The organism is Streptomyces sp. NPDC048734 (assembly GCF_043198675.1).
Lineage (GTDB): Bacteria > Actinomycetota > Actinomycetes > Streptomycetales > Streptomycetaceae > Streptomyces.
The window spans coordinates 46,517-66,642 of record NZ_JBICUZ010000003.1 but is presented as its reverse complement, the minus strand read 5'-3'; the positions used below and the strand labels follow the sequence as shown (position 1 = coordinate 66,642).

The window sequence follows — 20,126 nt, the reverse complement described above, 5'->3', positions numbered from 1 at the left end:
GGGTTCAAACCCCGAAAATTTCATGAAGGGAACCGGACATGGGTCCCCATCCTGCGGTCGCGGCGATACGCCTGGCGGTCCGCCGCGTCCTCCACGACATCCTCACCGACCACCACAGCACCCCTGACGACCTCGCACGCGAGCGTCCGTCATCGCCGCTCGTGCTCGTGGCCTGCTCCGGCGGCGCCGACTCCATGGCGCTCGCCTCGGCCCTCGCCTTCGAGGCTCCCAAGCTCGGCGTCCGGGCCGGCGGCGTCACCGTCGACCACGGCCTCCAGGCCGGCTCCGACCTGCGCGCCGACGAGGTCGTCCTGCGCCTGCGCGAACTCGGCCTCGACCCGGTGGAGGCCGCCGCCGTCACCGTCGGCCGCGAAGGCGGCCCCGAGGCCGCCGCCCGTGACGCCCGCTACGCCGCCCTCGACGCCGCCGCCGACCGCCACGGCGCCGCCGCGATCCTCCTCGGCCACACCCGAGACGACCAGGCCGAGACGGTTCTCCTCGGCCTCGCCCGCGGCTCGGGCATCCGCTCCCTCTCCGGAATGGCCGCGGTCTCGGGGGCCGGCGGCCGCTACCGCCGGCCCTTCCTCCAACTCGACCGGCAGACCGCACGCAAGGCCTGCATGGTCCAGTCCCTCCCCGTCTGGGACGACCCGCACAACGCCGACCCGGCCTACACCCGTTCCCGGCTCCGCCACGAGGGGCTGCCCGCCCTGGAGAAGGCCCTCGGCAAGGGCGTCGTCGAAGCCCTCGCCCGTACGGCCCAGCTCTCCCGCGACGACGCCGACGCCCTCGACGCCTGGGCCGGCCGGGCCGAGGCCGCCGTCCGGGACAACGCCGGTCTGCTGGAGTGCGCCAAGCTCTACGCCCTGCCGCCCGCCGTCCGCCGCCGCATCCTGCGCCGCGCCGCCATCGAGGCGGGCGCCCCGGCCGGTTCGCTCTTCGCCCGGCACATCGAGGAGATCGACCGGCTGATCACCGGCTGGCGCGGCCAGGGAGCCATCAACCTCCCCGGCAAAGTCGTCGCCCAGCGGCAGGGTGGCAGACTGGTCATTCGGCAAGGCTGAATCCCGACCCTCCATTCGGAGGGGCGGCGGCCGGTAGGACGACCGAAAGTGATGCGGGTGGACGCGAAAGACATGGGTGCCGACCTCAAGACGGTGCTCATCACCAAGGAAGAGATCGACGCCAAGCTGGCGGAGCTGGCGGCGAAGATCGACACGGAGTACGCGGGCAAGGACCTGCTCATCGTCGGCGTCCTCAAGGGCGCGGTGATGGTCATGGCCGACCTCGCGCGGGCGCTGTCCACCCCCGTCACCATGGACTGGATGGCCGTGTCCTCCTACGGCGCGGGCACCCAGTCCTCCGGTGTGGTGCGGATCCTCAAGGACCTCGACACCGACATCAAGGGCAAGCACGTCCTGATCGTCGAGGACATCATCGACTCCGGGCTGACCCTGTCCTGGCTGCTGTCCAACCTCGGCTCGCGCGAGCCCGCCTCCCTCAAGGTGTGCACGCTGCTGCGCAAGCCGGAGGCGGCCAAGGTCGCGATCGACGTGGAGTGGGTCGGATTCGACATCCCCAACGAGTTCGTCGTGGGGTACGGCCTCGACTATGCCGAGAAGTACCGCAACCTGCCGTTCGTCGGTACGCTCGCGCCCCACGTCTACGGCGGCTGAGCCACAAGAGCGTCCTCTGTAGGACGATCGGGAACCCCAGCGGGTTCCGCGCCGTTGAAGCATGCAGACGGGTTCGCCAGGCTTCCCCGTGCGGCTTCGCGCGACGATGCTGGGGTACCGTCAGAAGAACTGTCTTATCAAACTCACTATGGCAGGAGGGACGGGGCGGCACCGCTCCGTATGGATGGACGTGAAGCGATACTTCCGTGGGCCGGTCATGTGGATCGTGCTGGCCGTCCTTGCCGTGGTCGTGTTGATGCAGGTCGTCGGCTCGTCCGGCGGCCACAAGACGGTGGACACCGGCCAAGTCGTTGCAGCGATCAACGACAACAAGGTCGAGTCGGCCAAGCTCACCACCGGTGACGAGCAGACCATCAAGGTCACGCTCAAGGACGGCACAAAGGTCGAGGGCAGCTCGAAGATCCAGGCGAGCTACATCGGCGATCAGGGCGTGACCATCGCCAATACGCTGCAGACCAAGTACCAGGACAAGCAGATTCCGGACGGGTACACGGTCTCTCCGACGAAGCAGAACGCTTTCGTCGGGATCCTGCTGTCCCTGCTCCCCTTCGTCCTCATCGTCGTCGTCTTCCTGTTCCTGATGAATCAGATGCAGGGCGGCGGCTCCCGGGTCATGAACTTCGGCAAGTCCAAGGCGAAGCTCATCACCAAGGACACGCCGAAGACGACGTTCGCGGACGTCGCCGGCTCGGACGAGGCCGTCGAGGAGCTCCACGAGATCAAGGAGTTCCTCCAGGAACCGGCGAAGTTCCAGGCCGTCGGCGCCAAGATTCCCAAGGGCGTGCTCCTGTACGGGCCTCCCGGCACCGGCAAGACCCTGCTCGCGCGCGCCGTCGCCGGCGAGGCGGGCGTCCCCTTCTACTCGATCTCCGGTTCCGACTTCGTCGAGATGTTCGTCGGTGTCGGTGCCTCCCGAGTGCGTGACCTCTTCGAGCAGGCCAAGGCGAACGCCCCTGCGATCGTCTTCGTCGACGAGATCGACGCGGTCGGCCGCCATCGCGGCGCCGGCCTCGGCGGCGGTCACGACGAGCGTGAGCAGACGCTGAACCAGCTGCTCGTCGAGATGGACGGCTTCGACGTGAAGGGTGGCGTGATCCTCATCGCCGCCACGAACCGGCCCGACATCCTCGACCCGGCGCTGCTGCGCCCCGGTCGCTTCGACCGTCAGATCGCGGTCGACCGCCCGGACATGCAGGGCCGTCTGGAGATCCTCAAGGTCCACCAGAAGGGCAAGCCGGTCGCGCCCGACGTCGACCTGGCCGCCGTCGCCCGCCGCACCCCCGGCTTCACGGGTGCCGATCTCTCCAACGTGCTGAACGAGGCCGCGCTGCTCACGGCCCGCTCGGACAAGAAGCTGATCGACAACCACATGCTGGACGAGGCGATCGACCGTGTGGTCGCGGGCCCGCAGAAGCGGACCCGGATCATGTCGGACAAGGAGAAGAAGATCACCGCGTACCACGAGGGCGGCCACGCCCTGGTCGCGGCGGCCTCCCCCAACTCCGACCCGGTGCACAAGATCACCATCCTGTCCCGCGGCCGCGCGCTCGGCTACACGATGGTGCTCCCGGACGAGGACAAGTACTCGACCACCCGTAACGAGATGCTCGACCAGCTCGCCTACATGCTGGGCGGTCGCGCTGCCGAGGAACTGGTCTTCCACGACCCGACCACCGGTGCCGCGAACGACATCGAGAAGGCCACTGCCACGGCCCGCGCGATGGTCACCCAGTACGGCATGACCGAGCGTCTCGGCGCCATCAAGTTCGGCGGCGACAACACCGAGCCGTTCCTCGGCCGTGAGATGGCCCACCAGCGCGACTACTCGGAAGAGGTCGCCGCGCTGGTCGACGAAGAGGTCAAGAAGCTCATCGAGAACGCGCACAACGAGGCCTGGGAGATCCTGGTCGAGAACCGCGACGTCCTCGACAACCTGGTGCTGCGGCTGCTGGAGAAGGAGACGCTGAACAAGGAGGAGATCGCCGAGATCTTCTCCGCCATCGTCAAGCGCCCGGCACGGCCCGCGTGGACCGGCTCCTCGCGGCGCACGCCGTCCACCCGTCCGCCGGTGCTCTCCCCCCGGGAGCTGGCACTGACCAACGGGGCCAACGGCGCGACGCCCGCGATCAGCACCGCCAAGTCCTCGGTGGTGGACCCCGCCTCGGTGGCCGAGCCGGCCCCCGAGGAGCGTCCGGAGAGCTGACGCTCCGGGTCCCGGTGCTCCCACCAGGCCCGGAATGCATGCCGCGCCCCCCAGGTTCTAGCCTGGGGGGCGCGGCATTTCGGTTGTGGCCGCACCATCACGCGTCCACCACACGCGACCCGCACAGGAACGAGGCACCAGGATGACCGACCCCGTGACGCTGGACGGCGAGGGCCCCGTCGGCGAGTTCGACGAGAAGCGGGCCGAGAACGCCGTACGCGAACTGCTGATCGCGGTCGGCGAGAACCCTGACCGGGAAGGGCTGCGGGAGACGCCCGGGCGGGTGGCCCGCGCCTACCGGGAGATCTTCGCGGGCCTGTGGCAGCAGCCCGAGGACGTGCTGACGACGACGTTCGACCTGGGGCACGACGAGATGGTGCTCGTGAAGGACATCGAGGTCTACAGCACCTGTGAGCATCATCTGGTGCCGTTCCGCGGTGTCGCTCACGTCGGGTACATCCCGGCCACCAGTGGAAAGATCACCGGTCTGTCGAAGCTGGCCCGTCTGGTGGACGTCTACGCCCGGCGCCCCCAGGTGCAGGAACGTCTCACCACGCAGATCGCGGACTCCCTGATGGACATCCTGGAGCCGCGCGGAGTCATCGTCGTCGTGGAGTGCGAGCACATGTGCATGTCCATGCGCGGGATCCGCAAGCCCGGTGCCAAGACCCTCACGTCGGCGGTCCGCGGACAGCTGCGGGACGCGGCGACGCGCAACGAGGCGATGAGCCTGATCATGGCGCGCTGAGACCGTTCACGACGGCCGCCGAGGCGGGCTGGGACGCGGTGAGGCGGGTGAGGCGATCGGCGGCGCCTCCACGCCCGGCTTCACGCCGCCGAGGCCGCTCCCGAGTTGTCGTCGTCGTCCTCGGGGAGCTTGCAGACGCGCTCCAGGAAGATGGCCGCCGCTATGACACCGATACCCGCCAGGACCGAGAACCCGGCGTAGATCGCCTGGTCGCGGCGGGCGGGGATGTCGAGGGACTCCAGCAGGAAGATGCCGACACCGCCGTACATCCCGGCGACGAGGGCGGCGACCAGCGCGCTGGCCTGGCCGAAGACGACCGCGCGGGCCGCCATCAGCGGATCGACGCCCTTCGCCTCGGGACGGCGCTCGCGCTGTGCCTTGAGACGGGCGCGGATCGAGAGCGCTGTGGCCAGCAGCACCACGGCGATCACGGCGAGGACGACGGGGGCGGCCAGCGGAACGCTCGGCAGGGTCCCGATCGAGTTCCAGAGGCGGGCGCCGGCCCACGACAGAACGCCCGCGACGACGAAGACGCCCGCCAGCATCCTGATGCGCAGCTCTCTCACGGTGTCCCTTCGATTCCCCCGGGTTCCACGGCCCGTGGCCGTGGACGGTCGTCGTCTCGACCTTAACGACTACGTCGTCTCGACCTTAACGACTACTCGGGCAGCCGGAGTTCCAGGTCCTTGCGGGCGGCCACTCCCTCGCGGGTGACGGTGCCGAGCAGCTCGGCGACCGCGCCGCGCCCGGGCACCTGGGCGCCCGGCTCCACGTCGTGCCACGGGGCGAGCACGAAGGCGCGTTCGTGGGCGCGCGGGTGGGGCAGGGTCAGTGACGGATCGTCGGAGACGACGTCGGCGTACGCGACGATGTCGACGTCCAGGGTGCGCGCGCCCCAGCGCTCGTCCCGGACGCGGTGGAAGGCCTCCTCGACCGCGTGCGCCCGCTCCAGGAGAGACGACGGGGGCAGCGTGGTCTTCAGGACGACGATCGCGTTGAAGTACGAGGGCTGGCTGCCCGGCTCCACGCCCCACGGCTCCGTCTCGTACACAGGGGAGACCGCCTTGACGCGCACGCCGGGGGTGTCCTCCAGGGCGTCGATGGCGCCCTGGAGGGTCTCCAGACGGTTGCCGAGGTTGGAGCCGATGGAGATCACGGCCCGCTTGGGGTTGTGGAGCGTGGTGTCGGCGGCGTCGACCTGCTCGACGACGGAGGCGGGCACCGGCTGTACGGTCGGGTCGCTCTGACCCTCGGTGAAGAACGCGGTCATACTCGGCTCCGGGTGATGGTGACGGTCACGTCGTCGAAGGGGACCGTGATCGGTGCGTCCGGCTTGTGGACGCAGACCTCGACCTCCTGGACCTCTTCGTGCTTCAGGCAGGCCTGGGCGATGCGCTCGGCGAGCGTCTCGATGAGGTCGACCGGCTCGCCCTGGACGACGGCCACGACCTCCTCCGCCACGATGCCGTAGTGCACGGTCTTCGTCAGGTCGTCGTCGGCCGCGGCCGGTCGGGTGTCCAGGCCCAGGACGAGGTCCACGATGAAGGTCTGGCCCTCTTCGCGCTCCCGGGGGAACACACCGTGGTACCCGCGGGCCTTGAGGCCGCGCAGCGCGACACGATCCACGCGAATCACTCCTGCAATCGTCGGGAACGGCCGGTCCCTACCGTGTGCGGACGGCACACCGGCCTCGGACGAATCTACCTGCGAGCACCGACACGGCCGGGCCGCGGGGGCGTCGGCCGGGTCGGGGCCGGGAGGATTCACCGGGTGTTTCCCCCGGGGAACCCGGTGGCTCACGGGCTGGTGGCCGGCCTCGCCCCGGCGTCGTGATCCCCACCACGTCCCGGCCCCGGTGGTCCACCGGCGCCCTTGTCGTCTACCCGCTCAGGAGGGGTTCTCCTCGTCCGGGTCCTCGCCGTCCTCGGTGTCCTCGCCGTCCTCGGTGTTCTCGGCCAGCACCGGGGACGCGTGGTGCGACCAGAGCTTCCAGCCGTCGGGGGTGCGGCGGAACACGTTCGTGGCGACCACCAGCTGGCCCACGAGAGGCCCCAGCTCCTCGCCGGCCTCCGGGGCGGGACCACCGCTGAGGATGTTCTCGGTGCAGGTCACCAGGGCCGTGTCGCCGGTGACGGACACGTGCACGTCGGTGAGGAAGAACTGGATGTAGTCGGTGTTCGCCATGATCAGCGCGTACGACCGCAGCACCTCGCCGCGCCCGGTGAGCACCGGCCATCCCGGATGAACGCAGGAGATCACGCCCACGTCCGCCGGGTCGTGGAACTCCTCGTCGACGCCCAGGTCGGCGGGGGTGAGCCAGAGCGAGGACACCGTGTCGAAGTCGCCCCGTTCGAGCGCCTCGTAGAAGGAGGTGTTGGCGGCCTCGACCTGCTCGACGTCCGTGTGGGGGGCGTTCACCGGGCTCCTTCTGCGCCGTGCGGGGGATGTGGGGTGTGGGAGGTGTGCGGGGGGCGCGTGTCCTGAGGGGCAGGCGCGTCGGGCGTCCCGTGCGCCCCTTCTGCCCTGCCCGCGCCGGGCGTCTGCGTCGCGGGTGCGTACGTGGCGGGAGACGTCCGGTCCGAAGCGACCGCGACCGCGTCCGGCGCGTCGCTGTCCGCGCGGGCCCCTTCCACGGCGCGCGCGACGCGCACCGCGTCCGCCGTCGCGCGTACCTCGTGCACGCGCACCGCCCACGCCCCGGCCTGTGCCGCGAGCGCGGAGACGGCGGCCGTGGCGGCGTCCCGCTCGCGTGCGGGCGGGGGCGCGCCTTCCGGCCCCGCCAGCACCCGGCCGAGGAACCGCTTGCGGGACGCGGCGACGAGCAGGGGGTGGCCCAGACCGCGCAGCCGGTCGAGGCGGGCGAGCAGGGACAGGTCGTGGCCGGCCTCCTTGGAGAAGCCGAGTCCCGGGTCGACGACCACCCGGTCGGGGGCGATGCCGCCCGCCAGGACGGCGTCCACGCGCTCGCGCAGTTCCTCGACGACTTCGCGCACGACGTCGTCGTAGACGCCCTTGACGTTGCCGCCCTCCAGGAAGCCGCGCCAGTGCATGACGACGAAGGGGGCTCCGGCGTCGGCGACGACCGGGATCATCTCGGGGTCGGCGAGGCCGCCGCTGACGTCGTTGACGAGGGCGGCGCCCGCGGCGAGGGCCTGGGCGGCGACGGAGGCGCGCATGGTGTCGACGGAGACGACGGCGCCCTCGGAGGCGAGGCCGCGGACGACGGGGACGACACGCCGGAGTTCCTCGGCCTCGTCGACGCGGGTGGCGCCCGGACGAGTGGACTCGCCGCCCACGTCGACCAGGTCGGCCCCCTCGGCGACCAGTGCGAGGCCGTGTTTGACGGCGGCCGTCGTGTCGAACCAGCGGCCGCCGTCGGAGAAGGAGTCGGGGGTCACGTTGACGACCCCCATGACCGCGCAGCGGTCCCAGTCCGGAAGGCCGACGACGCGCCCTCGTCCGCTCTGCTTGCTCATACGTTCAGCGTAGGCCCAGCGGGGGACCGCCATGCCGGGTGGCCCGGCGGCAGCCCCAGGGCTGAGGGGGCGGGGCTGCCGCCCGGGCCGGTCTCGACGGGTCTTCCGGTTCGCGTCCTCCCGCGGGAGGTCCGCCTACGCCGCCCGTACGTCCCGTTCGGCCACCGTGCGCTCGGCCACCATGTGGGCACACGCGCGTGCCGCGGACGTACGGCCGCGCAGGAAGCGCGGCAGGGGCAGGGCGAGGTCGACGAAGCCCTCCGCCTGCATGGCGGCGAAGCCGATGCGGGGCAGGTCGGCGGAGGCGCGGTAGACGACGAACCGGGGTTCCCAGCGGGGCTGGAACTTGGCGTTGAACTTGTACAGCGACTCGATCTGGAACCAGCGGGAGAGGAAGACCAGCAGTCCGCGCCAGGCGCGCAGTACCGGGCCGGCGCCGATCTTCTCGCCGCGGGCCAGCGCCGAGCGGAACATCGCGAAATTCAGCGACACGCGCGCGATGCCGAACTTGGGGGCGGCCTGGAGGGCGGCGACGATCAGGAGTTCGTTCATGCCCGGGTCGGCCGAGCGGTCGCGTCGCATCAGGTCCAGCGAGGCGCCGTCCGGTCCCCAGGGCACGAAGTGCAGGATCGCCTTGAGGTCGCCGTAGGGACCCGGCTCGACGTCGGCCTTGTGGGCGGTGGCGATCAGGCAGTCCCCGTCGGTGGGATCGCCGATGCGGCCGAGTGCCATGGAGAAGCCGCGCTCGGTGTCGGTGCCGCGCCAGTCCTCGGCGGCGCGCCGGATCCGCTCCAGTTCGCCTTCGCCGAGGTCACGGACACGTCGGACCCGGGTCTCGTAACCGGCGCGTTCGATGCGCTTGACCATCTGGCGCACGTTGCGCATCGCGCGGCCGGCCAGCGAGAAATCCGCGACGTCCACCACCGCCTCGTCACCCAGTTCCAGGGCGTCCAGTCCGGTCTCGCGGGTCCACACCTCGCCGCCGGTCTCCGAGCAGCCCATGACGGCGGGCGTCCAGGAGTGGGCCCTGGCCTCGTCCATGAAGCGCTCGATGGCACCGGGCCAGGCCTCGACGTCGCCGATGGGGTCGCCGCTGGCGAGCATCACGCCGGAGACGACACGGTAGGTCACGGCCGCCTTGCCGCTGGGGGAGAAGACGACGGCCTTGTCGCGGCGCAGCGCGAAGTGACCGAGCGAGTCCCGGCGGCCGTGCTTGGCCAGCAGGGCGCGCAGCCGGACCTCGTCCTCCTCGGTGAGGCGCGCGGCCGGGTGTTCCGGGCGGAACGCGAGGTAGACGGTGGTGATGGCGGTGAGCAGACCGAGGGCACCGAGGGAGAAGGCGACCGTCCAGGAGGTGTTGCCCTGGTAGTCGACCGGGCCCTCGAAGCCGAAGAGGCCGTACAGGACGTGGGTGATGCGGTCGGCGAGGCTCGGGTCGCCGACCATGCGCCGCGGATGGGCGCTGACGATGACGAGGCCCAGACCGAGGGAACCGGCGCCCATGAGGACGAAGTTGGCCAGCGCCCGCCAGCGGCTGCGCGGGTCGGGCAGGGCCGCGAACTGGTCGCGGTGGCGCAGGAGCGGTACCAGGAGGGCGACGGAGATCAGCGCGCCGACGAGCGAGTGCCGGTAGGTGAACTGGGCGACGGCGCCCGCCGGGAGGAGGGCGACCGCCGCGCGCCACGCCCGCCGCTTGCCGCGCCTGAGGCCGTGTGCGAGGAGCAGCAGCAGGACGCCGGCGCTCAGCGACAGCGCCGCGGCGAACGGGCCGAGCGCACCGGGGAGCACCTCGGCCATGGTGTGCATACGGCTGTGGCGGAACCGCGGGAAGACTCCGGCGGCGACGTCCAGCAGACCCACCAGGGCGCAGGCCCGGCCGACGAGGAGGGGCACGGCCTCGGGGCGCGGCCCCTTGACCAACCGCCGGACCCGGCCCGCCCGTTTCGGAACCCCGACCGACATTTCCTCATCTTCCCTGACAGACATCGCATCCCGTAGTTCCGCGAGAGACCTTGAAATCCGGTGCCGATCGGGCATCCGGCGACATTGCGCCCTCTAGGACGGTGTCTCGGGGGGAGAGGTTCACTCACTCTCCTCAAAGCCGCCGGAAAGGCCAGGGAAAGTCCGGGACGAGCCCTCGCGGGGAGCGGGGGCCACGGGAACCCGGACGGAGAGCGCAGGCAGGAACACCGATGGGTCTCACGAGCACGACCGTGCTGTCGCTGGCGGTTCTCTCCGCCGTACTGCTGTTCGCCGGCACCGTGTGGCAGTGGCCGCGGTTGGCCGGGCGGGGCTGGCGGGCCGTCGGCGCGCGCGTCGCCCTGCTGCTGGCCACCCAGCTGGCCCTCTTCGCCTCCGTGGGGCTCGCCGCGAACCAGGCCTTCGGGTTCTACGCCAGTTGGGCGGACCTGTTCGGCCAGGAGACCGAGCAGGGCGTCGTCGTCGACCACGCGGGCGGTGGGCCGCTGCGGGTGGTCGACACCCGGCGCGTGGAGGGCGGCGGCGGGCGGCCGGAGTTCGGCGGCCAGATCCAGGAGGTCGCTGTTGACGGCCGTACCACGCGCATCGCCTCGTCCGCCTTCGTGTACCTGCCGCCGGAGTACTTCGACCCGCGGCACAGCACGCGCACGTTCCCGGCGGTCGTCGTCCTCACGGGCTACCCGGGCACGGCGGAGGCCCTCCTGGGCAAGCTGGACTACCCGCGCACCGCGCGCGAGCTCGCCGAGGACGGCCGCACGCAGCCGATGATCCTGGTGATGATGCGGCCGACGGTGGCCCCGCCGCGGGACACGGAGTGCGTGGACGTCCCCGGGGGGCCGCAGACCGAGTCCTTCTTCGCCGAGGACCTGCCCGCGGCCGTGGCGGCCCGCTACAGGGTGAACACGGGGCCCGGGAGCTGGGGCGTCATAGGCAATTCCACGGGCGGCTACTGCGCGCTGAAGCTGGCGATGCACCACCCCGAGGTCTACGGGGCGGGCGCGGGCCTGTCGGCGTACTACAAGGCGCCGATCGACCCGACGACCGGTGACCTCTTCCAGGGCGACGCGACCCGGCGCGACGAGGCCGATCTGCGGTGGTTCCTGAAACACCGGCCCGCGCCCGACACCTCGCTGCTCGTCACCAGCAGCAAGCTGGGGGAATCCAACTACAAGGCCACGCTGAAGTTCATCGAACTGGTGAAGGCCACGCACCGGACGAGGATCTCGTCGATCATCCTCGAAAGCGGTGGGCACAACTTCAACACCTGGCGGCGCGAGATCCCGCCGACCCTGGAATGGATCAGCGGGCGGCTGGGCGGGGAGCCGGGCGGCCGGTGACGTCGGCGGACCGCCCGTTCGACCAGAAATGATCTTGATTCCCGGGGAATTCGACAGCCGGTCGGTTTCCTGATGTCCCGTGAAGGCTTCGCCATGGCTGTGTTTTTACGGGGCGGGGCGCCAACAATCGCCTACGCGCGGTAAGTTTCTGGCCATGCCACGTGGACGTCACCGCCATTCCCCACCTTTGCACCGGCTGCTGCCTCCTTCGGCGATCGCAGGAGTTTCCCTCGTCTGCGCCCTGGGCCCCTGGGTGTTCACGGAGCCACTGGCGCTCCGAGGTCTGGCCGCCGCCGCGGCGGCGACGGCGGTCGCGAGCGCGTTCGTCATGCGCCGCTGGGACATCCAGGCCGGCAAGCAGGTGGCCGACCTCACGCGCGCGCGTGCCGGCGACGAGTGGCGCTACGAGGAGCGGGTCGCCGAACTGGAGAGTGACCTCGAGGAGTCGCGCGAGCTGCGCGTCAAGCTGGAGCAGCGGCTGCGGGCCAAGCGCGCCGAACTGGCCGGCCTGCGCAACGAACACGCGTCCCTGCTGCGCCGATACGCCACCGCGGAGACCGAGCGGGCGAGCGCCCTGGAGGGCCGCCGCCTGCTCGAGATAGAGGGCTCCGTCCCGTCGCTGGCGCTGCCGCCCGCGCGGGCCGCGCAGGACGACACGGCGGAGACGCGCGAGGACGCCGTCGAGACGCGCGAGGCGGCCGAGGGCGACGACGTCACGGAGTCCGAGGCGGCCGAGGCGTCCGGGACCGCGGGCACGGACGCCGGCTCCGGTGAGGACGAGCCGCGGACCCCCGCGGTCTTCTCCCCGTCCGGGTCCCAGCTGTTCCTGCGGGCACAGGCGGCGTTGGACCGCTTCGGCGCCGACGGACCGGAGCCGGTGAGGAGCGCGGCGGCCGGCGACGAGCCCGCCGGGGCCGAACCCGTCCGGGCCGCCGCCCCCGCCGAGTCCGGCGGCGACGCGGAGGCCGCGCGGGAGGACGAGGTCAAGGGGAAGTCCGAGGCGGTCGACGAGCACGCGCGCGCGACCGCCGCCCACCCGACCGCCGAGGCGAACGGCACTCCGGAGGGGACGGAGGCCGCCCCGCGGGAGACCGTCCCGCAGGAGCCCGCCGCGCAGGAGCCCGCCGCGCGGACGAGGACCGAGGACGCCTCGTCCCCTGAGCCGACCGGGGCGACCGAGGCCCCGGAAGCCCTCGTCGAGGCCTCCTCCGCCGACATCGGCGCGCTCGTCCCGCACCCCGCCGCCCCCGCGCAGCGCCCCTCCGGCCACTTCACGGTCCCGACCGCCGTCGCCGTCGTACCGGCCACGCAGCCGGTACGGAGTTCCACGGCCGAGGGCGGTTTCGACTTCTTCGGTACGCAGAAGGAGCCGACGTCCGCCGCGCTGGAGGCCGTGCAGACCGAGGACCTCGCCGACGTCGTCGGCCAGGAGGCGCTCGCGCTGCACAAGGCCGAGGCGGAGGCGGAGTTCAAGCCGGCCGACGAGCACGCACGCGCCGTCGGCCAGGTCATCGACCTCACCGAGCACGACGAGACCGAGCAGATCGACGTCCAGGGACTGCGCAGCGCCGCCTCCTGAACGCCCGGCGATCCTCAGGGCGCAGCCCGACGGCTGACGATCCGAAGGCCCGGTTCCGCCCGGTCCGTCACGCCCTCCGGTCCGTCACGCCCACTCGGGCGCGGCGGGCCGCGGCATGTGCGGCGGTCACGCCATCCACCGGTCGGACCGCGCGTCGCGGCGACCGGTCCGGGACCGGTCCGCCTGGCCGCGCAGCAGCTCGGCCGCCTCCCGCGCGTCCCGCAGCCGCGCCGTCACCGTCTTGTTCGCTCCCGTGTCCACATGGACGTCGGCGAGCCGCCACAGCCGCTTCCAGGGCCCCTGGGACAGGCGCACGCTCTGCACCTTGGCGTGCGGCACGAGCGCCACACTGCGGCGCAGCAGCCCGTGCCGGGCGACGAACACCGTGTCCGCGACCGTGATGCCGTAGCCCCGCCACCACAGCGGGACACACCGGCCGGCCCGGCGCGGCGGCCGGGACAGGGCGGCCGCCGCGGGCACCCGCGCGCCGGGCAGCACGCGCGCGATGACGGCCTCGGCCGTCGCGCGCGGGGCGACGGGCACCAGCACGGAGTTGGCCGAACCGGCCACGTCCAGCTCCACCCGCACCCAGTCGCGCCGCCGCCACAGCAGCGGTTCGACGACGCGTACCGTCTGCACGCGGCCGGGCGGCACCGTCTCGTGCGCGCGGTCGAGGAGGCCGTGGTCGATCCGCAGCCCGTCCGGCGACTCACCGACCGTCCAGTCGTACTCGCCGACGAACCGCCCGGCGCTGCGCGCGCCCGCCGCGCCCAGCAGCGGCACACCGGTGGCGAGGACCGTCCACACGCTGTGGGTGACCAGCCACAGGACCGGGGGCACGACGAGCGCGGCGGCGAGCGCGCCCCAGGTGGCGCCGGTCAGCATCAGCGCGACCGCCAGTTCGCGCGGCGGCACCCGCAGCAGCTCGCGCGCGGGTGCCTCGCCCACCTCGTGCGCCGTCTCGGGCGCGAAACCCGCCGCGCGCGCGAGCAGCTCCGCGCGCAGGGCACGCGCCTCCGACTCGCCGAGGAAGGCCAGTTCGTCCTTCTTGTCGGCGCCGACGACGTCGAGCCGGAGCTTCGCGACGCCCGCGATCCGCGCGAGCAGCGGCTGGGTGACGTCGACCGCCTGGAGGCGCTCGAGCCGGATGTGCGCGGTGCGCCGGAACAACAGGCCCGTGCGGATGCGCAGTTCGCTGTCCGTCACCGAGAAGCGCGTGAACCACCAGGACAGGAAGCCGTAGAGCGAGGCCGCCGGTACGACCAACGCGAGCGCGATGACCAGGGTCGTCGTGGTCAGCCGGGTCAGCTGCTCCTGCGCCTGGTTCGGATCGTGCGCCGCCCACCCGACGACCACGGCGACGGGCGCCCACGCCCGCCGGAACGGCGTCACGGGATGCAGCCGCCGCTCGACGACGACCCGCTCCGGCCGTACGCCCCCCGCGACGCCCGGCGCCGTCACAGTCCCGCCGATCGGGCCTCGCCCAGCGCGGTCAGCCGGTCCCGCAGCCGTTCGGCCTCCGCCGGGTCCAGCCCCGGGATCGTCGCGTCGGTCGCCGCGGCCGCCGTGTGCAACTGCACGCTGGCCAGCCCGAAGTGCCGCTCGACGGGACCGGAGGTCACCTCCACGAGCTGCATCCGCCCGTACGGCACGACCGTCTCCTCGCGCCAGAGCACGCCCCGGCTGATCAGCAGGTCGTCCGCCCGCTCGGCGTACCGCCAGGAGCGCCAGTTGCGGCCGAGTCCGGCCCAGCCCCAGACGGTCCCCGCCAGGGGCAGCAGCGCGAACGCGGCCCACGCCGGGCCGGCGAACAGGCCGAGCAGCACTCCGACGGCCACGGTGGCCGACCCCAGCCACACCACCAGCAACAGCCTCCGCATGCGCAGCAGGCCCGGCGGCAGCCCGGTCCACCGCGTCCCGGCCCCCGTCGTCGTCCCGGCGTCCGCCGTCGTGCCGGTGTCCGCCGTGCTCCCCGTCTCCATGCGGCCAGCGTACGTAGGGGAGACTGGGTCCATGACTCCTACGACGGAGACCACGGTCGGGATCGGCGGTGCCGCGGAGAGCACCGACATGGTGCTCAACATCGGCCCCCAGCACCCCTCCACGCACGGCGTGCTGCGGCTCAGGCTGGTGCTGGACGGCGAGCGCATCCAGCAGGCCGAGCCGGTGATCGGCTATATGCACCGCGGCGCGGAGAAACTGTTCGAGGCCCGCGACTACCGCCAGATCATCATGCTGGCCAACCGCCACGACTGGCTGTCGGCGTTCTCGAACGAGCTGGGCGTGGTCCTCGCCGTGGAGCGGATGCTCGGCATGGAGGTGCCCCCGCGCGCGGTGTGGACGCGGACCCTGCTCGCGGAGCTGAACCGGGTGCTCAACCACCTGATGTTCCTGGGGTCGTATCCGCTGGAGCTGGGCGGGATCACGCCGGTCTTCCACGCCTTCCGCGAGCGCGAGGTGCTCCAGAACGTCATGGAGGAGGTGTCCGGCGGGCGCATGCACTACATGTTCAACCGCGTCGGCGGCCTCAAGGAGGACCTTCCGGCCGGCTGGGCGTCCCGCGCGCGCGGTGCCGTCGCCGCCGTGCGCTCGCGCATGGACGTCTACGACGACCTCGTGCTCGGCAACGAGATCTTCCGGGGCCGCACGCGCGGGGTGGGCGTCCTGACCCCGGCGGCCGTGCACGCGTACGGCGTGAGCGGGCCGATCGCGCGGGCGTCCGGCGTCGACTTCGACCTGCGCCGCGACGAGCCCTACCTCGCGTACGGCGACCTCCAGGACACCCTGGAGGTGGTGGGCCGGACCGAGGGCGACTGCCTCGCCCGCTTCGAGTGCCTCCTGGAGCAGACGCACAACGCGCTCGACCTCGCGGACGCCTGCCTGGACCGCCTCGGGGACCTGCCGCCCGGCCCGATCAACCAGCGGCTCCCGAAGGTCCTCAAGGCGCCCGAGGGGCACACGTACGCGTGGACCGAGAACCCCCTCGGCATCAACGGCTACTACCTCGTCAGCAAGGGCGAGAAGACGCCGTACCGGCTGAAGCTGCGGTCGGCCTCCTACAACAACATCCAGGCGCTCACCGAGCTGCTGCCGGGCACGCTGGTCGCGGACATGGTGGCGATCCTGGGGTCGCTGTTCTTCGTCGTCGGGGACATCGACAAGTAGGCCGCGCGGCTCACCCGGAGGCCGGGAGGCGCGGACCGAGCGGGTGGGGGACACCCACCGGCCGCAGAAGCCACCCGAAGTCCCCGAGTCCGCCCCGCGCGGTCAGTTCGGCCGCCTCCCCGGCGCCGGCGAGGGCCCGCACGTACGCGGCGGGGTCCGTGGAGGCGAGCGCGAGCGCCGGACGGTCGCCCGCCACCCCGAGGGCGCGCAGGGCGGCGCGTTGGCGCAGGACGAGCGGGTGCTCGGGCGCGTGCGCCGGGGTGGACGCCTGCGCACAGGCGTCCAGGGCCACATGCGCCGTGATGTCGCACGTGCCGTCCGGGACAGGAGCCGTCTCGCGGCCCTCCCGGAAGCCGGTGAGGGTGCCGAACGGAGGGCGCGCCCGCGCCGTGTGCGCGTAGTCCACGGCCACCGCGAGCCCCCGTGCGACACGGGAGACGGCGGCGGCCCAGGCGCGGTCCCGGGGCAGCCCGATCTCCGCCCGCAGCCCCTCCTCGCCCGGCAGCGGCCACCACCGCGCGAGCCACTCCGCGTCAGCCCCGGACACCGGCTCGCCGAGCCGCTCGGTTCCGTCGTCGCGGACCAGGACCAGCCGGGGCACGCCCGCGGAGTCGACCTCGGCGACGTCCACCGGCACGTTGTCCAGCCACTCGTTGGCGAACAGCAGGCCGGTGACCTGCGGCGGGGGCTCGGGCAGCCAGGTGATCCGGGGGGCCAGGCCCACCGGACGGGCGGCGACCTCGACGCCGTACGCGCGCGTGCGGGCGGCCACGTCGGCCGGCAGGGCGTCGAGCACGCCCGTGACCAGTTCGCCGCGGCCGGCTGCCATGTCGACGAAGTCGAGCGACGCGGGCCGGCCCAGGGCCTCGTCGACCCGGCACAGCAGCCGGGCCACGGCCAGGGCGAAGAGCGGGGAGGCGTGCACGGACGTGCGGAAGTGCCCGGCCGGGCCCTCGGGACGCAGGTAGAAGCCGTGCGGCCCGTACAGGGCGTCCTCGGCCGCCGCCCGCCAGCCGCGCCAGCCGCCGTCGCCCGTCACCGTTGCGACCCCCGGATCGTTTCCACCACCGGATCAGACTAGGCGCACAGGTGATCACGGTCTCCACCTTGCGGAGTACGCGCGCCGGGCCCGGATCGGCCCTCCGGTTGACCCCTGCACGCATCCGGCTTCCCTACTCTGGGTTACGTGCAGCGCCTCTACGATTTTCTCCGCAGACACCCGACCCTGGTCGACGGCTTCTGGGCCCTCGTCCTGTTCGGGATCTCTGTGGTGGCCGGAACCACCTCCGGCCAGAACCACCAGGGGACGGACTCCCTGGCGCTGCTCGTGCCGATCGCGCTCCTGCTGGGCCTGGTGATGGCGCTCCGGCGGCGCATGCCGGAGCGGATGCTGCTGCTCGCCGGCGCGCTCGGCCTCGCCCAGCTCGTGCTGGACGTCGCCACGACGGCCGCCGACTTCGCCCTGCTGATGATCGTCTACACGGTCGCCGCGACGGGTGCCCGCTGGGCGTCGCGGCTCGCGCTGGGCATGGGCCTGATCGCCGCGACCCTGGCACAGCTGCGCTGGCCGAACGAGCAGACGACCATGGCGGGCAACGTCGCCATAGTCGTCTTCCAGACGGTTCCGTTCGCGCTGGCCTGGGTGCTCGGTGACTCCGTGCGCACCCGCCGCGCGTACTTCGCCCAGCTCGAGGAGCGCGCGGCGCGCCTGGAGAAGGAGCGCGAGGCGCAGGCGAAGGTCGCGGTCGCCGCCGAGCGCGCCCGGATAGCGCGCGAGCTGCACGACGTCGTCGCGCACAACGTGTCGGTGATGGTCGTGCAGGCCGACGGCGCCGCCTACGTCCTCGACGCGGCGCCCGACCAGGCCAAGAAGGCCCTGGAGACGATCTCGTCCACCGGCCGGCAGGCCCTCGCCGAGATGCGTCGCCTGCTGGGCGTCCTGCGCACCGGCGAGCACCAGGAGGGCGGGGAGTACGTCCCGCAGCCGGACGTCGAGCAGATCGAGGACCTCGTCCAGCAGTGCCGCGGTTCCGGCCTGCCCGTGGACTTCAAGGTCGAGGGCACCCCGCGGCCCCTGCCCAGCGGCGTCGAGCTGACGGCGTACCGGATCGTGCAGGAGGCGCTCACCAACACGCGCAAGCACGGGGGGCCGGACGCGGGCGCCAGCGTGCGCCTGGTCTACTTCGACGACGGTCTCGGCCTGCTGGTCGAGGACGACGGCAAGGGCGCCCCGCACGAGCTGTACGAGGAGGGCGGCGCCGACGGCCGGGGCCACGGCCTGATCGGGATGCGGGAGCGGGTCGGCATGGTCGGCGGCACGCTGGACGCCGGTCCGCGCCCCGGCGGAGGATTCCGCATCAGCGCGCTGCTCCCGCTCAAACCGGCGCACTGACGCCGACGGACCGACGCCGGCACACCGACATCGGCGCACGCCCGGTGCCGACACCTGTCACCACCCACGGAAGAGGACCCGATGACGATCCGCGTGATGCTCGTCGACGACCAGATGCTGCTGCGCACCGGGTTCCGGATGGTGCTCGCCGCCCAGCCGGACATGGACGTCGTGGCGGAGGCGGGCGACGGCGTCGAGGCCCTCCAGGTGGTGCGCTCCACCCCCGTCGACGTGGTGCTGATGGACGTGCGCATGCCCAAGCTGGACGGCGTCGAGGCCACCCGGCGCATCTGCGCGGAGCCGGACCCGCCGAAGGTGCTGATCCTGACCACCTTCGATCTCGACGAGTACGCCTTCTCCGGACTGAAGGCGGGCGCCTCCGGTTTCATGCTGAAGGACGTGCCGCCGGGCGAGCTGCTCGCCGCGATCCGTTCCGTGCACAGCGGCGACGCGGTGGTCGCGCCCTCCACCACCCGCCGTCTCCTCGACCGGTTCGCGCCGATGCTGCCCAGCGCGGGCAAGGAGCCTCAGCACAAGGAGCTGGAGCGGCTCACCGAGCGGGAGCGGGAGGTCATGATCCTCGTCGCACAGGGGCTGTCCAACGGGGAGATCGCGGCACACCTGGTGCTGTCCGAGGCGACCGTCAAGACCCACGTGGGGCGCATCCTGACGAAGCTCGGGCTGCGGGACCGGGTGCAGGTGGTGGTCCTGGCGTACGAGACGGGGCTGGTGCGGGCGGGGGGCCACGGCTGAGCGGGACATGTCCGCCGGCGCCTCCCCGGCAGCGCACGGATCACCGCCGAACGCGCCCCGCGCGCGCCCGACAGGCTCTAGGGTCGGCGCATGCTCCTGTGGATCAACGGTCCCTTCGGGGGCGGCAAGACACAGACCGCACACGAGATCCGGCGCCGGTTGCCGGGCAGCGTCGTCTGCGACCCCGAACACGTCGGCTTCGGGCTGCACCGCATGCTGCCGCCGGACCTGCGGGGCGACTTCCAGGACCTGACGTCCTGGCGGCAGGGCGTCGTCGAGGTCCTCGACCTGGCGCTCCGCGAGCACGACGGCGTGGTGATCGCCCCCATGACGGTCACCGACCCGCGCCACTTCGCCGAGACCGTCGGCCGACTGCGTGAACTGGGACACGACGTACACCACTTCACGCTCCTCGCCGAGCGGGAGACCGTGTTGAAGCGGCTGCGTGAGCGCGGGCTGATGCACCTCCTGCGGTTCCTCACCGGGAGGAAACCGGCTGCGGACGGGGAGAGCTGGGCCGTTCGCCGACTCGATCACTGCCTGGAGCGGCTGTGCGAGCCGGAGTTCGCCGAACACCTGTGGACGGACCACACGAGCGTGCCGAAGACGGCCGACCGCATCGCGGTCCTGGCCGGGCTGACCCTGCGGCCGAACACGGACGGGGCGCTGCGCACCCGACTGCGCCAGGCGCGGGTGGGCCTGAAGCACGTCCGGTTCGACTGAGGACCGGCTCCGGTGGAGGCCGCCCGGCCGCCCCGTCCGGGAACGGGGCCCGGCGGGCTGCGGTGACGGCGTG

At 72.4% G+C, this 20,126-nt stretch carries 19 protein-coding genes; 10 read left to right on the top strand and 9 right to left on the bottom strand.

The window, feature by feature from the left end:
* Positions 1–38 precede the first annotated feature (38 nt).
* From tilS to folE, 4 genes are all read left to right on the top strand, one after another.
* Complete coding sequence (tilS, locus tag ACGFQC_RS09320; RefSeq protein WP_363092832.1) at positions 39–1,064, top strand: tRNA lysidine(34) synthetase TilS; 1,026 nt, start codon at positions 39–41, stop codon at positions 1,062–1,064.
* A 51-nt stretch (positions 1,065–1,115) separates the two neighbouring features.
* Positions 1,116–1,676 carry a hypoxanthine phosphoribosyltransferase gene (gene hpt, locus ACGFQC_RS09315; protein WP_363092831.1) on the top strand — a complete coding sequence of 187 codons (561 nt, stop codon included), beginning with the start codon at positions 1,116–1,118 and terminating at the stop codon, positions 1,674–1,676.
* A gap of 184 nt (positions 1,677–1,860) precedes the next feature.
* Positions 1,861–3,900, top strand: coding sequence for an ATP-dependent zinc metalloprotease FtsH (gene ftsH, locus ACGFQC_RS09310; protein ID WP_363092830.1), 2,040 nt, complete (start codon positions 1,861–1,863; stop codon positions 3,898–3,900).
* Positions 3,901–4,042: 142 nt separating this feature from the next.
* Positions 4,043–4,648 carry a GTP cyclohydrolase I FolE gene (gene folE, locus ACGFQC_RS09305; RefSeq protein ID WP_363092829.1) on the top strand — a complete coding sequence of 202 codons (606 nt, stop codon included), beginning with the start codon at positions 4,043–4,045 and terminating at the stop codon, positions 4,646–4,648.
* 80 nt (positions 4,649–4,728) lie between these two features.
* On the opposite strand, the gene ACGFQC_RS09300 is transcribed toward folE, so the two are convergent.
* The 6 genes from ACGFQC_RS09300 to ACGFQC_RS09275 all read right to left on the bottom strand — a co-directional run bounded on the left by ACGFQC_RS09300 (position 4,729) and on the right by ACGFQC_RS09275 (position 10,086).
* Complete coding sequence (locus ACGFQC_RS09300; protein ID WP_363092828.1) at positions 4,729–5,214, bottom strand: DUF3180 domain-containing protein; 486 nt, start codon at positions 5,212–5,214, stop codon at positions 4,729–4,731.
* Positions 5,215–5,306: 92 nt separating this feature from the next.
* A complete protein-coding gene (folK, locus tag ACGFQC_RS09295) occupies positions 5,307–5,918 on the bottom strand; it encodes a 2-amino-4-hydroxy-6-hydroxymethyldihydropteridine diphosphokinase (protein ID WP_363092827.1) in 612 nt (203 codons plus the stop codon).
* Positions 5,915–6,274, bottom strand: a complete 360-nt coding sequence (gene folB, locus ACGFQC_RS09290) for a dihydroneopterin aldolase (protein ID WP_363092826.1) — start codon at positions 6,272–6,274, stop codon at positions 5,915–5,917. Before folB ends, folK begins: the two co-directional genes overlap by 4 nt.
* A 261-nt stretch (positions 6,275–6,535) precedes the next feature.
* On the bottom strand, positions 6,536–7,066 hold the full coding sequence (locus tag ACGFQC_RS09285) for a nuclear transport factor 2 family protein (RefSeq protein WP_363092825.1): 531 nt from the start codon (positions 7,064–7,066) through the stop codon (positions 6,536–6,538).
* The gene (gene folP / locus ACGFQC_RS09280) at positions 7,063–8,124 is read right to left on the bottom strand and encodes a dihydropteroate synthase (protein WP_363092824.1); all 1,062 of its coding nucleotides are present in this window, start codon (positions 8,122–8,124) and stop codon (positions 7,063–7,065) included. Before folP ends, ACGFQC_RS09285 begins: the two co-directional genes overlap by 4 nt.
* Positions 8,125–8,259: 135 nt before the next feature.
* Positions 8,260–10,086, bottom strand: coding sequence for a phosphatidylglycerol lysyltransferase domain-containing protein (locus ACGFQC_RS09275; protein ID WP_363092823.1), 1,827 nt, complete (start codon positions 10,084–10,086; stop codon positions 8,260–8,262).
* A 230-nt stretch (positions 10,087–10,316) separates the two neighbouring features.
* Here ACGFQC_RS09275 and ACGFQC_RS09270 point away from each other — a divergent pair, with 230 nt between their 5' ends.
* The gene (locus tag ACGFQC_RS09270; protein ID WP_363092822.1) at positions 10,317–11,441 is read left to right on the top strand and encodes an alpha/beta hydrolase-fold protein; all 1,125 of its coding nucleotides are present in this window, start codon (positions 10,317–10,319) and stop codon (positions 11,439–11,441) included.
* A 154-nt stretch (positions 11,442–11,595) separates the two neighbouring features.
* The gene (locus ACGFQC_RS09265; protein ID WP_363092821.1) at positions 11,596–13,020 is read left to right on the top strand and encodes a hypothetical protein; all 1,425 of its coding nucleotides are present in this window, start codon (positions 11,596–11,598) and stop codon (positions 13,018–13,020) included.
* Between the two features lie 126 nt (positions 13,021–13,146).
* On the opposite strand, the gene ACGFQC_RS09260 is transcribed toward ACGFQC_RS09265, so the two are convergent.
* Together ACGFQC_RS09260 and ACGFQC_RS09255 are read right to left on the bottom strand one after the other, a co-directional pair.
* The gene (locus ACGFQC_RS09260) at positions 13,147–14,481 is read right to left on the bottom strand and encodes a PH domain-containing protein (RefSeq protein WP_363092820.1); all 1,335 of its coding nucleotides are present in this window, start codon (positions 14,479–14,481) and stop codon (positions 13,147–13,149) included.
* Positions 14,478–15,002, bottom strand: a complete 525-nt coding sequence (locus ACGFQC_RS09255) for a PH domain-containing protein (RefSeq protein WP_363092819.1) — start codon at positions 15,000–15,002, stop codon at positions 14,478–14,480. Before ACGFQC_RS09255 ends, ACGFQC_RS09260 begins: the two co-directional genes overlap by 4 nt.
* 31 nt (positions 15,003–15,033) lie before the next feature.
* Here ACGFQC_RS09255 and ACGFQC_RS09250 point away from each other — a divergent pair, with 31 nt between their 5' ends.
* Positions 15,034–16,185, top strand: coding sequence for an NADH-quinone oxidoreductase subunit D (locus tag ACGFQC_RS09250; RefSeq protein WP_363092818.1), 1,152 nt, complete (start codon positions 15,034–15,036; stop codon positions 16,183–16,185).
* 10 nt (positions 16,186–16,195) lie between these two features.
* Here ACGFQC_RS09250 and ACGFQC_RS09245 read toward each other — a convergent pair whose 3' ends face one another.
* The gene (locus tag ACGFQC_RS09245; protein WP_363092817.1) at positions 16,196–17,224 is read right to left on the bottom strand and encodes an SAM-dependent methyltransferase; all 1,029 of its coding nucleotides are present in this window, start codon (positions 17,222–17,224) and stop codon (positions 16,196–16,198) included.
* Between the two features lie 147 nt (positions 17,225–17,371).
* Between ACGFQC_RS09245 and ACGFQC_RS09240 the strand changes: the two genes are divergently transcribed.
* From ACGFQC_RS09240 to ACGFQC_RS09230, 3 genes are all read left to right on the top strand, one after another.
* Positions 17,372–18,577, top strand: coding sequence for a sensor histidine kinase (locus ACGFQC_RS09240; RefSeq protein WP_363092816.1), 1,206 nt, complete (start codon positions 17,372–17,374; stop codon positions 18,575–18,577).
* A gap of 81 nt (positions 18,578–18,658) precedes the next feature.
* Positions 18,659–19,330, top strand: a complete 672-nt coding sequence (locus tag ACGFQC_RS09235) for a response regulator transcription factor (protein WP_363092815.1) — start codon at positions 18,659–18,661, stop codon at positions 19,328–19,330.
* A 90-nt stretch (positions 19,331–19,420) separates the two neighbouring features.
* Positions 19,421–20,053: an AAA family ATPase gene (locus tag ACGFQC_RS09230; protein WP_363092814.1), complete on the top strand. Its 633-nt coding sequence runs from the start codon at positions 19,421–19,423 to the stop codon at positions 20,051–20,053.
* The last annotated feature ends 73 nt before the right edge of the window (positions 20,054–20,126 follow it).

Coding starts and splice junctions, on each gene's coding strand:
- folE (WP_363092829.1), top strand. CDS start 4,043: ATGACCGACCCCGTGACGCTGGACGGCGAGGGCCCCGTCGGCGAGTTC.
- ACGFQC_RS09250 (WP_363092818.1), top strand. CDS start 15,034: ATGACTCCTACGACGGAGACCACGGTCGGGATCGGCGGTGCCGCGGAG.
- ACGFQC_RS09265 (WP_363092821.1), top strand. CDS start 11,596: ATGCCACGTGGACGTCACCGCCATTCCCCACCTTTGCACCGGCTGCTG.
- ftsH (WP_363092830.1), top strand. CDS start 1,861: ATGGACGTGAAGCGATACTTCCGTGGGCCGGTCATGTGGATCGTGCTG.
- ACGFQC_RS09235 (WP_363092815.1), top strand. CDS start 18,659: ATGACGATCCGCGTGATGCTCGTCGACGACCAGATGCTGCTGCGCACC.
- ACGFQC_RS09230 (WP_363092814.1), top strand. CDS start 19,421: ATGCTCCTGTGGATCAACGGTCCCTTCGGGGGCGGCAAGACACAGACC.
- ACGFQC_RS09270 (WP_363092822.1), top strand. CDS start 10,317: ATGGGTCTCACGAGCACGACCGTGCTGTCGCTGGCGGTTCTCTCCGCC.
- hpt (WP_363092831.1), top strand. CDS start 1,116: ATGCGGGTGGACGCGAAAGACATGGGTGCCGACCTCAAGACGGTGCTC.
- tilS (WP_363092832.1), top strand. CDS start 39: ATGGGTCCCCATCCTGCGGTCGCGGCGATACGCCTGGCGGTCCGCCGC.
- folK (WP_363092827.1), bottom strand. CDS start 5,918: ATGACCGCGTTCTTCACCGAGGGTCAGAGCGACCCGACCGTACAGCCG.
- folP (WP_363092824.1), bottom strand. CDS start 8,124: ATGAGCAAGCAGAGCGGACGAGGGCGCGTCGTCGGCCTTCCGGACTGG.
- ACGFQC_RS09255 (WP_363092819.1), bottom strand. CDS start 15,002: ATGGAGACGGGGAGCACGGCGGACACCGGCACGACGGCGGACGCCGGG.
- ACGFQC_RS09275 (WP_363092823.1), bottom strand. CDS start 10,086: ATGTCGGTCGGGGTTCCGAAACGGGCGGGCCGGGTCCGGCGGTTGGTC.